The 13,771-nt window shown below is 66.6% G+C and carries 13 protein-coding genes; 11 read left to right on the top strand and 2 right to left on the bottom strand.

Annotation, left to right across the window (positions count from 1 at the left end; genetic code table 11):
• Positions 1-427: 427 nt before the first annotated feature.
• Positions 428-1,036, top strand: a complete 609-nt coding sequence (locus ACIA12_RS11170) for a hypothetical protein (protein ID WP_396366772.1) — start codon at positions 428-430, stop codon at positions 1,034-1,036.
• 3 nt (positions 1,037-1,039) lie between these two features.
• On the opposite strand, the gene ACIA12_RS11165 is transcribed toward ACIA12_RS11170, so the two are convergent.
• Together ACIA12_RS11165 and ACIA12_RS11160 are read right to left on the bottom strand one after the other, a co-directional pair.
• Complete coding sequence (locus ACIA12_RS11165) at positions 1,040-2,086, bottom strand: LacI family DNA-binding transcriptional regulator (protein ID WP_396366771.1); 1,047 nt, start codon at positions 2,084-2,086, stop codon at positions 1,040-1,042.
• Positions 2,083-3,840, bottom strand: coding sequence for a glycoside hydrolase family 36 protein (locus tag ACIA12_RS11160; protein ID WP_396366770.1), 1,758 nt, complete (start codon positions 3,838-3,840; stop codon positions 2,083-2,085). Before ACIA12_RS11160 ends, ACIA12_RS11165 begins: the two co-directional genes overlap by 4 nt.
• 107 nt (positions 3,841-3,947) lie before the next feature.
• On the opposite strand from ACIA12_RS11160, the gene ACIA12_RS11155 reads away from it, so the two are divergent.
• The 10 genes from ACIA12_RS11155 to ACIA12_RS11110 all read left to right on the top strand — a co-directional run bounded on the left by ACIA12_RS11155 (position 3,948) and on the right by ACIA12_RS11110 (position 13,732).
• Positions 3,948-5,216, top strand: coding sequence for a hypothetical protein (locus ACIA12_RS11155; RefSeq protein ID WP_396366769.1), 1,269 nt, complete (start codon positions 3,948-3,950; stop codon positions 5,214-5,216).
• Complete coding sequence (locus ACIA12_RS11150) at positions 5,213-6,481, top strand: extracellular solute-binding protein (RefSeq protein WP_396366768.1); 1,269 nt, start codon at positions 5,213-5,215, stop codon at positions 6,479-6,481. Before ACIA12_RS11155 ends, ACIA12_RS11150 begins: the two co-directional genes overlap by 4 nt.
• A gap of 7 nt (positions 6,482-6,488) precedes the next feature.
• Complete coding sequence (locus tag ACIA12_RS11145; RefSeq protein ID WP_396366767.1) at positions 6,489-7,547, top strand: carbohydrate ABC transporter permease; 1,059 nt, start codon at positions 6,489-6,491, stop codon at positions 7,545-7,547.
• A gap of 3 nt (positions 7,548-7,550) precedes the next feature.
• Positions 7,551-8,447, top strand: coding sequence for a carbohydrate ABC transporter permease (locus ACIA12_RS11140; protein ID WP_396366766.1), 897 nt, complete (start codon positions 7,551-7,553; stop codon positions 8,445-8,447).
• 177 nt (positions 8,448-8,624) lie between these two features.
• Positions 8,625-9,680: a tetratricopeptide repeat protein gene (locus tag ACIA12_RS11135; RefSeq protein ID WP_396366765.1), complete on the top strand. Its 1,056-nt coding sequence runs from the start codon at positions 8,625-8,627 to the stop codon at positions 9,678-9,680.
• Positions 9,681-9,774: 94 nt separating this feature from the next.
• Positions 9,775-10,518, top strand: a complete 744-nt coding sequence (locus tag ACIA12_RS11130) for a pentapeptide repeat-containing protein (RefSeq protein WP_396366764.1) — start codon at positions 9,775-9,777, stop codon at positions 10,516-10,518.
• 71 nt (positions 10,519-10,589) lie between these two features.
• On the top strand, positions 10,590-11,336 hold the full coding sequence (locus tag ACIA12_RS11125) for a hypothetical protein (RefSeq protein WP_396366763.1): 747 nt from the start codon (positions 10,590-10,592) through the stop codon (positions 11,334-11,336).
• Between the two features lie 14 nt (positions 11,337-11,350).
• Complete coding sequence (locus ACIA12_RS11120; protein ID WP_396366762.1) at positions 11,351-12,022, top strand: sortase domain-bontaining protein; 672 nt, start codon at positions 11,351-11,353, stop codon at positions 12,020-12,022.
• 31 nt (positions 12,023-12,053) lie between these two features.
• Positions 12,054-12,803 carry a DinB family protein gene (locus ACIA12_RS11115; protein ID WP_396366761.1) on the top strand — a complete coding sequence of 250 codons (750 nt, stop codon included), beginning with the start codon at positions 12,054-12,056 and terminating at the stop codon, positions 12,801-12,803.
• 17 nt (positions 12,804-12,820) lie between these two features.
• The gene (locus ACIA12_RS11110) at positions 12,821-13,732 is read left to right on the top strand and encodes a LysR family transcriptional regulator (RefSeq protein ID WP_396366760.1); all 912 of its coding nucleotides are present in this window, start codon (positions 12,821-12,823) and stop codon (positions 13,730-13,732) included.
• Positions 13,733-13,771: the final 39 nt, after the last annotated feature.

Here is a 13,771-nt window from a genome sequence, read left to right as displayed (position 1 = left end):
AGACAGTCCCGGCTGTTGCTGTGGTTCACGCGGTGCCGGGAGTGGCGGTTGGCTTGTGGCGATCTCTGGGCGACTGTTGTGTGCCGAAGGACAGGTAGGAGTCCTGGTCAGGCCGACCGCCTGAGCGTGAAACGGCTGGAGCGGACTCTCTGGGGAGGACTACTACCTGTCCTTCCGAACATCCGAGCCGCTATCGCCTTCAACGCCGAGCCGTCAATCCCCACGTCCGCCGGGCCAGAAGCGCACGGACCCACGAGAGCTAGGCCCTGGCAGCTTCGCGCCAGGTCGGGGTAGGCGGGGCCGGGGCGTCAATATCGTCGAGCGCATGAGACGCGGCTGGTTGGGTTGTGTGCTGGTGGTCGGGTTGTTGTCGGCAGGTTGTGGCGGGTCGGACTCTGCGGCGGGCAACCCCGGGCCCATCGCCTCCGTGAGCAAGCCCAAGCTGACTCCGAAGGAGCCGGTGGACATGGCTACCGCCGGGCCGGTGCGGGTTGGGAAGGGGATGACGAAGGCCGGGAGTCGGTTGCGGTTTGGGGACACGGCTGTGGTTCCGGTGCAGTACTTCGTGGAGACTGGGCCGTCGAAGGTGGTGGAGAGGCGAGGGGTGCTGTCGATCACCGTCCGGGCACTCCGCATGACCAAGACCTCGAGCCTGCAAGTGACCTCCGATCCGGAGAACCGCAAGATCCTCCGCGGGCAGACCGTGTACTACGCCGTCGTGGACGTCACCAATGAGACGGACGCCGACCTGAGCAGCTACGGCCCTCCGACACTGATTGCTGAGCAGCGTGGCGGGCGTACCCCACTGGTCTTCGTCACGAACGACCAGCAGGCGCTGGACGGCTGCGGTGGATTCGTCTTCTTCAAGCCGGCGATGAAGGGCGCTGTCAGCCAAGGATGCGTGGTCGGACTGGCCCCGGCCAAGGACCCGATCACTGAGATCCACTACCACGCCGTGCCGTACGGCTGGGGGCTTGACGATCAGAAGCCGGACTACAGCAAGTACTACGGCTTGGGCGACATCGTGTGGAGTTGAAGGTCAGGCGCTGGAGCGGACGATGAGCGGGGCGGTGACTAGTTGGCCGGGGTGGTCGGGGGTGTTGTTGATTTCTTGGAGGGCTCGGGTGAAGAGGCGGGCGGCTATGTCGCGTAGGGGGATGCGGGCCGTGGTCAGTGGGGTGTCGAGCATGCTGGCGAAGGGGAAGTCGTTGAAGCCGGTTACGGCTATGTCTTCGCCGACCTTGACGCCGCGTTGCTGGAGGGTGCGCATTGCGACGACTGCGAAGGCGTCGTTGTCGGCGACGTAGACGTCGGGGCTGTCGGGGCGGCCGAGAGCGCTCTCCACATAAGCAGCGACGGCGTCCAGCGAGTTGAACGACTGCAGAGAGTGTGGCGAGGTGAATTCCTGGAGGAAGCCGGCCTGGCGTTGGTGGACCCAGGGGAGGGTGCTTTCGGTGGCGAGGTAGGCGGCTCGCAGACGGCCGGTACCACGGACATGGCGAGCGATTCCCGCCATCGACTTCTCGTTGTCGACGTCCACCCAGCACTGCCGCTGGTCGCGCCGGGTCCGCCCGAAAGCGACGAACGGGAACCCCCGCGAGCTGAGGAACTCCAGCCGCGGATCATGCGGCATCGTCTCCAGTACGACGATCGCGTCGACCTGCCGGGCCGCGATCAGCTTCTCGTAGAGCGCGATCTCGGTCGCGCCCTCGGTCGGCGTCGTCACATGTACGCCGTACCCGGCGACAGCCGCCGATTTCACCAGCCCGCCGAGCAGCCCGTGCAAGAACCCACCAAGCCCAGGGTTCTGATCGCTGAAGGTCTCGTCATCGACGTACAGCGGCAACCCGATCACCTGGCTGCGACCCGACGACAGCGCACGCGCCGCGTGGTTGGGGGTGTAACCGAGCTCGTCGATCGCGGCCTGCACGGTCCGTACGGTCGGCTCGCTCACCCGGTGCGGCGCGTTCAGCACGTTGGACACCGTCATCGCCGAGACGCCGGCCAGCTTGGCCACGTCGGCCACCGTCGTCCGGCGTACCGGCCGCTTCTTCTCGTCTGCCATCGAGCCCCCCACGTCGGTCATCGGATCAGCTCGAGCCGGGCCACCCCGCCGGCCGGTACGCCGATCGGCCACGGCCCCGCCGGCGGTGTGACCGTCTCCCGGGACAGCTCGACGCCCGAGCAGTCAGACACTACGAGCTGGACGGGTCCGGCGCCCGCACCTTCGACGTACAGGCGTGGTTCGCTGCTGCCATTGACCAGCAGTGTCACCGCAGCCGACGTGCTCAAACGCACCACAGGGTTGGCGAAAACGGCAACCACCGCCTTCGACTCGCTCGATGCCGTCACCTGTGAGTAGCGTGCATCCGGCCGCGACGGAGTCAGTACGCCGTGCAGCAACGCATCCGCGTGCTCGCCGATGAACCCGAGCCAGAACCGCACCACCCGCTCATGCTCCGGCGACAACTCGGACAACGAGACCGATACCTGCGGCGTACTGAACAACGCCCCGATGAACTGCTGAGCAACCGCCTCGACCGAGGCTGACGGATGCCACATGAGCATGTCCGAGTGCACCGCCCGCCCACCGGCCAGCAGTCGGCAGTCGATCGTACGAACCCTGTTTTCGACCGCGTCCAAAGCGCAGTCGCCCGCCCGCAGGAACGTGCCGAACTGCCACAACCGCGGGCTCACATAACTCTGCCGGAACTCGATCAGCAAGCTCGGTCGCAACCGGCGCAACTCGGCGGCGATCGCGGCGAAGACCAACTCGACACCCTCGTCGATCGTCGCGCAGTCGCCACCCGGCGCCGGGGGAGCGTCCTCCCACGCCCAGGAGTCGATGAAGTCGAGCTTCAGCCCGTCCACACCCCAGTCCCGGACCGGCCGGACGCAGGCCTCGACGATGTGCTCACGCACCTGCGGATAGCGCGGATCGAGAATCCAAGCGCTCAGCCCGTCGACGTACCCGATGGTGTAGTCCTTGAATCGCTCCCACGCCTTCGAGTGCTCACCGATCAGCGGCGGCGCGATCCACAGCACGTAGTCCAGGCCGGTCTCGTGCACCTTCGCAACGTGCGCGGCCATGTCGGGGAACGTGCTGCTCGTCGGCTCCCAGTCACCGCAGTGCGCATAACCCCGCGCAGTGTCGTCGGTCTGCCACCCGTCATCGACGATCACCGCACGACACCCGTACTGCGCTCCCTCACGCGCATGGTCCTCCACGGACGCCGCTGACACGTGCTGATGATCGCTGTACCAGGTCGAGTACATCGCCTGATGCGCCAACTCCGGCACCGGCGTCACCCGGTCGCCGAGCTCAGCCGTCCAGGCATCGGTGACGCCACGCAGCGCCTCGGCGAAATGCAGCCCGCGCAGATCGATCCGCAAGGTGAAGCGGTGCTCGCCGTCGACCGCCTCGACATCGTCGATCGCCAACTGGAACAGCTGCTCCGCGCTCTCCTCGTTCACCCCGACCGCGAAGTCGCAGCCGCGGACGTCCGACGACAGCGAGACCGTACAAGGGCTCGAATCGTCCAGGTTCACGAACGACGCCACCGGCGCGGACCGGACCGAGCGGATGTCGCGATGCGAACCCCAGTCGGTCGGCAGCGTCCGGGCGGTGCCCTGGATCGCCTGCCAGAGGGTGGCTGCGGAGTCGACCGGCCAGGTCCACCGGAGCCGGACCGGCTCGGCCGCCAGGTCGGCCGCGACGATCTCGTAGCTGAGCACGCCGGACTCGGCCGACGGCAGGGTGGTGACGGTCCCGGCGGACACCGTGCCGATCCGGCAGATGTCTCCGGCGGGGGAGCGGACCTCGAAGTCGGTGGCGGCCATGCCCTCGACTATAGCGGTAAAACCGACGCCCTCGCAGCTATTGACGAATGCAATCCAGCTCTCTAGTTTTACCGCTAATATCCCCGTCGTCCGAAAGTAGGCCAAGCATGTCCGACCTGATCGTGACGTCGGATCTCGGCTATGTCGAGGACGCGTTCACCTGGGCCCGGAAGCGTGCCCTGGCGTGGGTTCAGACCGACGCGGGTGGTCTGCCGTCGTACTGGGCGGGCTACCCGTCCCGGCCGATGTTCTACTCGCGCGACGTCTGCCACCAGGCGGCCGGCGCGCACCTGCTCGGGCTGGACGCGGAGAACTTCGCGATGTTCCGGCATTTCGCCCGGTCGGCGACGGCCGGGCGAAAGTGGTACCCGCTCTGGGCGTTCCATTTCGACGGGAGCATCGCCGCTCTCGACCATCACGATGACGAGCACTTCGTCCGGGAGATCCCCGCGGTGTTCGACCTGACCTACCGGGCGCTGCGCCAGTACGGCTGGACCGGCGACCGGAACTGGCTCGACGACCCCGACCTGGCCGCGTACTACGAACACTCGGTCGGCGACTTCGTCCGGGCACACGACCACGATGGCGACGGGCTGCCGGAAGCACCGGGCACCGGCGACATCTTCGAAGGCACCGCCACCTACAACGAGCACCCCGAGCGGCCGCTGACCGTCGCGGCCGACGGGCTCGCACTCCAGTACGCCGCTCTGCTTGAGCTGGCCCGGCATTTCGGGGACGACCATCGCGCGGCTGCCGAAGCCGTGCAGCGTGAGTTCCTCACCTGGTGGGACGAGGACAGCGGCAGCTACGCCCGCGGCCGGCTCAACGACGGCAGCCTCGACTTCGGCTGGGGGCTGGAGACGAGTTGGTTCGTTCCCATGACGGGGCTGGGCGGGTCCGGCGTACGGGCCGAGCGGTTCCTGGACTTCATCGAGCAGCGGTTGGAGTCCGATCCGCCGCCGAACATCGAGGCGTTCAGCTATCTGCCTGAGGTGTTCTTCCGGTATGGCCGGGACGAGTCGGCATGGCGCTGGCTGCGGCACCTGATCGACAGCCGGGACGACTATCCGGAGATCTCCTTCACAGTCGTCGAGCATCTGGTGGCAGGCCTGCTCGGCCTGGTCCCGGGCGCGCCCGAGGCAACTCTGACCATCGACTCCCATCTGCCGGCCGAGATCGGTTGGCTCACCGCCGACCACGTCCACGTCGGCGACTGGGACCTGCGCATCACCCAAGAAGGACGGCACACGACCGAGATCACCGTGCACAGCGGACCGGGGCCGCTGACGGTGAGGGTCGGCTCCGCCGGTCCCTGGATCCTCGAACCCGGCGAGACCGCACGGGTCACCTCTTCTCAGACGAAGGACCGCTCATGAAGCTCTTCAACCGCCACCTGCTCCCGGTCGGGGCCGGTCTTGCCGCCCTCCTCCTAGCCGCCGGCTGCGCTTCCGGCAGTGCGCCGGCCGCCAACAATGCCGGCGGGGCCGGCGACAACGGCGACATCACCTTCTCCTTCTGGGGTACGAACTCCGAGGCAGCCTCGCTGAAGGCGATCGCGGCGGCTTTCGAGAAGGCCAACCCCGGTACCAAGGTGACCACGAACTGGATCCAGGCCGACTACGAGCAGAAGATCCAGACCTCGATCGCGGCAGGCACCCAGTCGACCGTGATGGAGATCAGCAACACCAGCCTGGCCGGGTTCGCGCCGAGCTTCGCCGAGCAGCAGGTCGACCCGGGCAAGTTCGTCCAGCCCAACATCAGCGAGGCGCTCAAGTACGACGGCAAGTACTACGCGACGCCGTTCACCGCCAAGCCGAAGGTGATGGCGATCAACGTCGACGCCTTCAAGGCGGCCGGGTTGCCGTTGCCGAGCGCAACGACTCCGCTGTCGCTGGAGGAGTTCAAGGCGGTGGTCGCGAAGCTGTCCCATGGTGAGGGCAAGACGCGCGTCTTTGGGACGAGCAACCTGTGGTTCAAGGGCTGGCTGACCGCGGCGGGCGGCGGGTTCTACAACGCGGATGCGACGGCCTGTACTTTCGGGGACGCGCAAGGGGTGAAGACGGCGCAGTACGTCGTGGACATGCAGAAGGACAAGTACGCGCCGACCTCGCTGGACATCGACGGGCAGGACCAGGCCCAGTGGTTCGCGGCCGGCCGGCTCGGGACGTTCAGTGATTTCGGGCCGTGGACGGTCGCGGACTTCGCGAAGATCTCTAAACCGAACTGGACGCTGGTACCGGTTCCTGGCAAGGGATTCCCGATGGAGGTCGGCGGGCTGGCGATCGCCAAGAACGCGTCCGGCAAGAAGGCGGAGACGGCGAAGAAGTTCGTCGAGTTCGCCAGCACGAACGTCGACGCGCAGAACCAGCTCATCCAGGGCAACACCGCGCTCGGCGTACCGATCATCGCCGAGGCGACCGGGACGCTGGAGAAGATCCTGCCGGCCGATCGCAACCTGGCCGCCTTCACCACCGCGCTGAAGACGGGTCTGGTGAGCCCGTCGGTGCCGCGCGAGGCGCAGATCTCCGGTGACGCGGACAAGGGCATCACCAGCTACACCCCGCTGGGCAGCGGCAAGGACGACGTCGCGAAGATCCTGCCCGGCCTCAACGACAAGTGCACTGCCGCGCTGAAGAAGTGAGGCGGCCATGAACCCGACCATCGGCTGGATCCGCACGCTCGCGGAGTCCTGGGGTGTTCCCGCGGTGCTCGTTCCGCTGGTCCCGTTCCTGGTGCTGCTGATCGTCCTGTACGCCGTCATCGGGCTGGCGGCGTACGGGGCTCGGCGGAAATGGCCGCGGGCGGACAAGACGATCGCGTTCTGGCTGTTCATCTCGCCCTGGCTGATCGGCTTCCTCGTCTTCACCGTCGGGCCGATGCTCTCGTCGGTCTACGTCAGCCTGACGTCGTGGGATCTGATCACGCCGCCTCGGTTTGTGGGAGTGGCGAACTACACCGAGGCGTTCCAGGATCCGCGGGTCGGGCAGGCGATCAAGGTGACGCTGCTCTATGCGGTGATCTCGGTGCCGTTGCAGACCTTCCTGGCGTTCATGGTCGCGTTGCTGATGAACGTCGACCTGCCGGGGATCCGGTTCTTCCGGACTATCTGGTATCTGCCGTCGCTGGTGTCCGGGGTTGCTCAGATCGTCTTGTTTCTTTGGGTTTTCAACCCGCAGTACGGGCTGGCCAACGATCTGCTCGCCAAGCTCGGGGTGCAGGGGCCGGGGTGGTTCAGCGACGCGTCGTGGGCGTTGCCGACGGTGATCCTGATGAGCCTGTGGACCGTCGGCGGGGCGATGGTGATCTATCTGGCCGGGCTGAAGGACGTACCGCTGAATCTGTATGAGGCGGCGGCTCTGGACGGGGCTGGTCCGCTGCGGTTGTTCTGGCATGTGACGCTGCCGCAGTTGTCGCCGATCATTTTGTTCAATGCGCTGACCGGGATCATCGGGGCGCTGCAGATCTTCACCCAGGGGTTTGTCGCCAATGGTGGGCCGAAGGATTCGCTGTTGTTCTTCGTGTACTACCTGTACGACAACGCGTTCCAGAACTTCCGGATGGGGTACGCGTCCGCGCTCGCCTGGATTCTTTTCGTCATCATCTTGGCGCTGACCGCCGTCACGCTGCGCGGGAGTGCTTTCGCCGTGTACTACGAAACCGAACTCGGCGGCCGCCGCCGGTTGCGCCGTTCTGGTAGGAGGGGCTGACCAATGGCGACTCTCGTCTCAACTCGTGCACCTGTCGACGTCTCTCGGGCCGTCCGTCGCGCCGATCGGCCGTACTGGCGGCGGAACCTGCCGGTGACTGTTGCTCTGTACGTGGTACTGGCGCTCGGCTCTCTTGCTTTCGTGTACCCGTTCCTGTGGATGATCGCGACGTCGCTTCGGTCGTTGGCGGGGGTCGGATCGTCGGGTGCGAGCATCTGGCCGCGTGAGTTTTTGTGGGACAACTACACGCGGGCGATCACGTCGTTCCCGTTCTGGCGGTATGCGCTCAACTCGGTGCTGACGACGCTGATCCCGATCGTGGGGACGGTGTTCTCGTGCTCGCTGGCCGGGTTTGCGTTCGCGCGGCTGCGGGTGCGCTTCTCCGGGGTGGTCTTCGGGGTCGTACTGGCGACGATGCTGCTGCCGGGGGAGGTGACGATGGTGCCGCAGTTCATGCTCTTCAACAACCTCGGCATGATCGACACCCTCTACCCGCTGATCCTGCCGGCCTTCTTCGGATCACCCTTCTACATCTTCCTCTTCCGCCAGTTCTTCTCCCGGATGCCGTCCGAGCTGGCCGACGCGGCGGTGGTCGACGGCTGCGGCTGGTTCAAGATGTTCCTGCTCGTGTACTTCCCGTTGGCCCGGCCTGCGGTGGTAGCCGTCTCGATCCTGCTCTTCATGGGCTACTGGAACAACTTCCTCGGCCCCGCCATCTACATCAACTCCGACCAGTGGAAAACCCTGCCCCTCGCCCTGGCCGGCTTCCAATCGGTCAACGGCACCGACACCCCACTCCTGATGGCAACCTCCGTCCTCATCACCCTGCCCTGCGTAGCCATCTTCTTCTTCGCCCAAAAACAAATAACCAACGGAATTACCTTCACGGGCGGCCGCTAAAAGACCCCCACGCCAGTGGACCGCGTGGGCTGAGCTGCTGGTGATCTAAGCGCTCGGGTGACTGACCGACGCCAGTCGGCCCGCTCGCTCACTCCGCGCCTGGCTGGGTTGGGGCAGATTCGCACTGGCAGTAGGGGTGATGTTCTGTAACGTGGGGAGTACGGTGCGAAGGGTGTCGTGCTGGGGGTAGGGGTTGCCGTGGCGGAGTCGGGCGAAGATGGGCGAGGCGATGTCTGCGCGGCGGAGCGTGCCCTGCAGGTGGTGATCGATTCCGGGCATACCGACCGGGCGCCGCGGGCGGCGTTCAACCTTGGGGTGCTTCGGGAGGATCGGGGCGACTTCGTTGGGGCGGAGCTGGCCTATCAGTTGGTCATTGATTCCGGGCACGTCGACCAGGCCCCTAAGGCCGCGGTCAATCTCGGAGTGCTTCGTGAGGGCCGGGGCGACTTCGCCGGGGCTGAGCGGGCGCTCCAGTTGGCGATCGATTCGGGGCACGTGGACATGGCTCCGATGGCGGCGGTCAATCTCGGGGTTTTCTGTGAGGATCAGGACGGGGCGGAACGGGTCTATGGCCTGGCGATCGATTCCGGGCACGCAGACCAGGCGCCGAAGGCGGCGGTCAATCTCGGTGTACTCCGTGCAGGCAAGGGCGACCTCGCCGGCGCGGAGCTGGCCTACCAGTTGGCGATCGACTCTGGGCACCCGGACATGGCCCCGATGGCGGCGGTCAACCTAGGAGTGCTTCACGAGGGCATGGGCGACTTCGCCGGCGCTGAGCGGGCGTACCAGTTGGCGATCGACTCTGGGCACGCAGACCAGGCCCCGAAGGCGGCCGTCAACCTTGGGATACTCCGCGAAGGGCGGGAAGACTACGCGGGGGCTGAGCGGGCGTACCAGCTGGTGATCGACTCAGGGCATGCAGACCAGGCGCCGCAGGCGGGGGTCAACCTCGGCGTGCTCTGTCATGGTCGGGCCGACTTCGCCGGGGCTGAGCTTGCCTTCCAGTTGGTGATCGACTCGGGGCACGCGGACATGGCCCCGAAGGCGGCGTTCAACCTTGGAGTGCTTCGTGAGGATCAGGGTGACCTTGCCGGCGCGGAGCGGGCCTATCAACTCGCGATCGACTCCGGGCATCCAGCAGTTGCCTCAGCTGCGCGAGAGGTGATGCTGCAGCTGCCCAGCGGCGACGACCTGCCAGGCGCAACTGATGCGAGTTGTCGTCGCGCGCTCTAGCCTCGACAGGGACATGTCCGCGACCAACCAGCCTGAGCCTGTACGACGCCCGGACCTGCGCGCCGATTGCGCGCAGTGCGCTGGGCTGTGTTGCGTGGGGCTGACACTGACCGCGTCCGCCGACTTCGCCATCGACAAGCCGGCCGGTGAGCCGTGCCCGAACCTGAGGCGCGACTTCCGCTGCGGCATTCATGTGCGGCTGCGGGATGGTGGATTCCCCGGTTGCACCGTGTACGACTGTTTCGGTGCCGGCCAGAAGGTCGTGCAGGTGACCTTCGGCGGCCGCGACTGGCATCAGGCGGCGGACTCGGGCGCGCTGATGTTCGAGGTGTTCGCGGTGATGCGGCTGCTGCACGAACTGCTCTGGTACCTGACCGAGGCTCTGGTACTCGCGCCAACACTCCACAGCGAGCTCAGGACCGCGCTCGACGACACCGAACGCTTGACCTTCGGCAGCCCGCAATCGCTCGCGGGGCTCGACACTCCCGCCCATCGCTCACGGATCAATGACCTGCTGCTGAGGACCAGCGAGCTTGTCAGGGCCGGCGTCTCGCCCATGCCGACGAACCACCGCGGAGCCGATCTGCGCGGTGCCGATCTGCGCGGAGCTGACCTCCGCGGCGTGGACCTGCGCAGCGCCTACCTGACAGCCGCCGACCTTCGGGCAGCCGATCTCACGGCGGCCGACCTGATCGGTGCGGAGCTCCGGGATGCCGACCTGCGGGGAGCCGATCTGGCACGGAGTATTTTCCTGACCCAGATGCAGGTCAACGCGGCCCGCGGTGACGCCGGTACGAGGCTTCCACCCCGGCTGATTCGCCCGCCGCACTGGGCCTAGCCCCGCTACCCGCGCCAATCGATAACTTTGTTTCCCCTGGGCGCATCGAACAGGTGTCCAAGGGGGGCAACGTGAAGTCTTTTCACAGCATTTCTTCTGTTCATCTTCGTCTACCGATCTTCGCCGGCGCATTGTTGACGGCCACGCTTGCGCCAGGTCTGCTCCTGTTGGGGAGTACGTCCGCGTCAGCCCAGACCAGCACGGTGCGGCCGCCGGTCTACAGCAACGTACGGGTCAGTTGTCACGACGTCGGCGCCGGCGTTTCGGCCAGGCTGAGCAATCCCAACGCGACCGAGCAGGTTTACATGGTCGGGTTCCACGCGGGCGATGCCTACGACAACTACGTGGTGAATCTCGCCCCGCACGGGGCTGAGAAGGTCGAGTTCTGGGCGCAGACCAACGACACGTACGAACTGCAGGCCCAGAACGCCGACGGGGACGTCGTCACGCTGATCCATGTGCGCGTGAAGTGTGCCTTCAAGCCGCCGACTCCCACCCCGACCGCCCCGCCGACCGGCACGCCAACCACGCCGCCTACAGCCACGCCGCCGACTGGTACGCCGACCGCTGGGCCATCGGGCACGCCAACCGCACCGCCGTCCGAGACGCCGACCGCCATACCGTCGACGCCGACCGCCGCACCTTCGACGCCGGTAGCCGTGCCAACCGCGGTGGAGGCCGGCCTCGCAGGCCCTGCTGCACAAGGTGATTCCAGCCACGGCTGGACGATCGCCGGTACCGGCCTGCTGGCCATCGCCGTCATGATCGGCCTGGCGTCGTTCCTGGTCCGCCGTCGCCGCGGACTGCACCAGCGCTGACAGGAACATCCCGCATGGGTAGCAACCGCCGCGATCACCCGGCCTCCTCATTCCGGGGCCAGGTGATCGCGGCGGTCAGCTTCGTGCTCGCCTTGCTGGCCGCATGGGTGATCTTCACGCAGCCAGCAGGCGATGAAGCCGCCCCACCGTCAGAGACAATCGCCTCGACGACAAGATCCCAGGCGTCACCGACGACCAGCCCCGTCGTACCGAGCACGGCCCGTACGACTCCCCGATCCGGCGATGCAGGTCAGGGCAGTCCGAAGAGAATCCTGCTCCCACAGATCGCGGTATCGGCGCAGGTGATACCGATAACCGCAGACGGCGGCATCCTCAAGCCGCCGTCGAACCCGCGCGCCGTCGGTTGGTGGTCGGCCGGCGCCCAGCCCGGAGCCCGGATCGGCTCGGCCGTGATGACCGCCCACACCGTGCACACCGGCGGCGGTGCCTTCGACGACCTCGGCAAACTCCGGCCAGGTGCGCTCATCACCGTCGTCACCAGCACCGGCAGAATCACCTACGCCGTCACCTCGGTGACGAACTACCCCAAACAATCGCTCGCGAAGCACGCCACAGAGCTCTTCGACCAGACCACCGACGGCCGCCTCGTACTCGTCACCTGCGAAGACTGGAACGGCAAGGTCTACGTCAGCAACACCGTCGCCCTCGCCGAACCAGTCCGGTAGACGGCTGCACCTGGATGTCAGACTTCTCGGCATGGACGACTTGACGCAGGCGGGTGACTCGCGGAGGGCCGAGTTCGTTGATGCGGATCTTCGGGAGGCTCGGTTTGTGCGGGCTGATCTATCGGGAGTGGTGATGCGGTCGGTGCAGGTCGGTGGGGCCGATATCGATGCGCCGTGGTTGCTTGTGGGGGACGACAGCCTGCTGGTCAACGGGGTTGATGTGGTTCCGTTTGTGGATGCCGAGCTCAACCGGCGGTTTCCTGGGCGGGCGGATCGGCGGGCTGCGGATCCCGATGGGTTGCGGACGGCCTGGGCGGCGCTTGAGCGAGTGTGGGAAGGAACGCTCGAGCGGGCTGCGGCGATGCCGGACGGGACGGTGGATGTGTCGGTCGATGGGGAGTGGTCGTTCGCGCAGACGCTGCGGCATTTGGTGATGGCGACCGATGTCTGGCTGCGACGCGCGATTCTTGGCGTCGAGCAGCCGTTTCATCCGATCGGGCAGCCGAACGCGGAGTACGAGACCGATGGCCACGACATGTCGGTCTTCGCGACAGGTCAACCGTCGTACGACGAGGTGCTGAGGGTCCGGGCTGAGCGGGTGGGGATGGTGCGGGCGTTCCTCGACGGCGTCACCGCCAAGGAGTTGGCGACGGTCCGGGCGCATCCGTGGGCTCCTGAGTATCCCGAGACCACGTTGTCCTGCCTGCACACGATTCTGGAAGAGGAGTGGGAACACCACCGGTACGCGGTGCGCGATCTGGACGCCATCGAAGCTAAGTAGCGCGGTACTGTCCGCAGATGGAACTGCGTCGGGTTCAGTACTTCGTGGCTGTTGCCGAAGAGGCCCATTTCGGGCGGGCGGCGGCGCGGCTGAACATGGCTCAGCCGCCGTTGTCGCAGCAGATCAAGCTGCTCGAGGCCGAGGTCGGGGTGCAGTTGCTGCATCGGACCACCCGGAAGGTCGAGTTGACCGATGCCGGGCGGCGGTTCCTGGAGCGGGCCCGGGAGATCCTGGCGGCGGTGGACAGCGCGGTGGTCGAGGCCAACGAGGTGGCGAGCGGCACGTTGGGTCGGATCGCGATCGGGTTCACCGGGTCGGCTACGTATGACCTGCTGCCTTCGTTCGTACGCGCGGTCCGCGCCGATCTGCCAGGCATCGAGCTGGACATCCACGGCGAGATGCTGACGCCACGACAGGTTGCCGCGCTCCTGGACGGGACCCTGGACCTGGCGTTCCTGCGCCCGCCCGTGCGCAGCCCGCAGATCGAGGTCCGGGTACTGCGGCGTGAACCGCTGATCGCGGTCCTGCCCACCCAGCATCCACTCGCCGCCAGCGACAAGGTCCGCTTGTCGGACCTGGCCGACGATCCGTTCATCACCTACCCGTCGCACAACCGGTCGGTCGTGTACGACGCCGTCCTGGACACCTGCCAACACGCGGGCTTCGTTCCGACGACGATCCATGAGGTCGCCGAGACGTCCACGCTGGTCTCCTTCGTCGCCGCCGGGCTTGGTGTCGCCTTGGTACCGGCCTCCGTGCAGCACCTCCAGATCACCGGTGCCGCCTACCTGCCCCTGGCCGGCACGACGAGCGAGGTCGAACTGGCCCTCGCGACCCGAGCCGACGAGCAGTCCCCACTGGTCGCGAGAGTCCGAGCCCGAGCCGAAGGCCTCATCGGCGGCGGCCGCCGCCTACCCCCTAGCCACTGATTGCCGGCAAGCGGATTGAGAGTTTGGGCGTCTTAATGC

The sequence above is a fragment of the Kribbella sp. NPDC051620 genome (assembly GCF_044453825.1).
In the GTDB taxonomy this organism is placed as follows: domain Bacteria; phylum Actinomycetota; class Actinomycetes; order Propionibacteriales; family Kribbellaceae; genus Kribbella.
This window is presented reverse-complemented; position numbering and strand designations above follow the sequence as displayed.

Coding starts and splice junctions, on each gene's coding strand:
- ACIA12_RS11150 (WP_396366768.1), top strand. CDS start 5,213: ATGAAGCTCTTCAACCGCCACCTGCTCCCGGTCGGGGCCGGTCTTGCC.
- ACIA12_RS11145 (WP_396366767.1), top strand. CDS start 6,489: ATGAACCCGACCATCGGCTGGATCCGCACGCTCGCGGAGTCCTGGGGT.
- ACIA12_RS11110 (WP_396366760.1), top strand. CDS start 12,821: ATGGAACTGCGTCGGGTTCAGTACTTCGTGGCTGTTGCCGAAGAGGCC.
- ACIA12_RS11165 (WP_396366771.1), bottom strand. CDS start 2,086: ATGACCGACGTGGGGGGCTCGATGGCAGACGAGAAGAAGCGGCCGGTA.
- ACIA12_RS11120 (WP_396366762.1), top strand. CDS start 11,351: ATGGGTAGCAACCGCCGCGATCACCCGGCCTCCTCATTCCGGGGCCAG.
- ACIA12_RS11160 (WP_396366770.1), bottom strand. CDS start 3,840: ATGGCCGCCACCGACTTCGAGGTCCGCTCCCCCGCCGGAGACATCTGC.
- ACIA12_RS11140 (WP_396366766.1), top strand. CDS start 7,551: ATGGCGACTCTCGTCTCAACTCGTGCACCTGTCGACGTCTCTCGGGCC.
- ACIA12_RS11115 (WP_396366761.1), top strand. CDS start 12,054: ATGGACGACTTGACGCAGGCGGGTGACTCGCGGAGGGCCGAGTTCGTT.
- ACIA12_RS11155 (WP_396366769.1), top strand. CDS start 3,948: ATGTCCGACCTGATCGTGACGTCGGATCTCGGCTATGTCGAGGACGCG.